General features: G+C 68.4%; 1 protein-coding gene. It reads right to left on the reverse strand.

The window, feature by feature from the left end:
• On the reverse strand, window positions 1–729 hold a 729-nt coding region (locus FA740_RS19515), incomplete at its 3' end, for an AAA family ATPase (RefSeq protein WP_136858437.1).
• Window positions 730–885: the final 156 nt, after the last annotated feature.

The following is an 885-nucleotide window of genomic DNA, read 5'->3' on the forward strand; positions in this document are numbered from 1 at the left end:
CTGGCCGCGATCGGACCGGGTGCGGCCGGCCTTGTCCAGCTCGTCAATGATGATGAACGGGTTGCCGGCCAGATCCGTCAGGATGTGCTCCAGCACGCGGCCGGGGCGGGCACCCGACCAGCCGCGCTGGCAGCCGACGACCGCGAAGCTCGCCGCCTCGGTGGTTGCGTCGATGATGGTGCTGGTCGTCCCGATCAGATCGCCGAGACGGCGCGCCCATCGCGTCTTCCCGATGCCAGGTGGGCCGTCGAGGATCACCGGAGGCAGCCGGAAGCCAACATGTCCCTCGCGCACCGACCGGCGCATCGCGTGCCAGGCATATTCGGTCGCGGCGGACATCCAGGGCATCTCGGCATGCAGGGTCGCGGCCAGACTGTCCGCCTGATGCTCGTCCGTGATGGCAGCGAGGGCGACGCCGCCCTTGAGCACCGACAGCTTGTCCCGGTCTGACCTTTCGATGTGCCCGATCCCTGACAGGCGCAGTTTGCGCTCGTGGAACCGGGCGGCCCGCCGATCCACCCGCGTGTGGTCTTCGGGCGTCAGGCTCACGCCGTCGAGGCGGCCCATGCAGGCGAGGTCGTAGAGCCTCTCCTCATCCTGCTCGTCCGGATCGATGGCGGCACGATCAACGCGGATCCGGGTGAGGTGCAGCATCAGGCGCTTGGCGATCTTGCGCGGCGTGAGGTCGGGATCGGGAAAGCTGGCTTTGATGAAGGGATGACGGGGCATGAGCGGTCCTCGACAAGCTGGAGCGCATCGCCGCCGCCGGAAGGGTGCGACGGGGCTGAGGCGCAGATTGCAGAAGGACCCGGGTCAGGGCTCAGCGATGAACGTCGGATCGACAGGCGTCAAGCCAGGGCCGGAAACCTGGTCATGCCGCTGCCG

This window comes from Paracoccus hibiscisoli, from assembly GCF_005048265.1.
GTDB lineage: Bacteria > Pseudomonadota > Alphaproteobacteria > Rhodobacterales > Rhodobacteraceae > Paracoccus > Paracoccus hibiscisoli.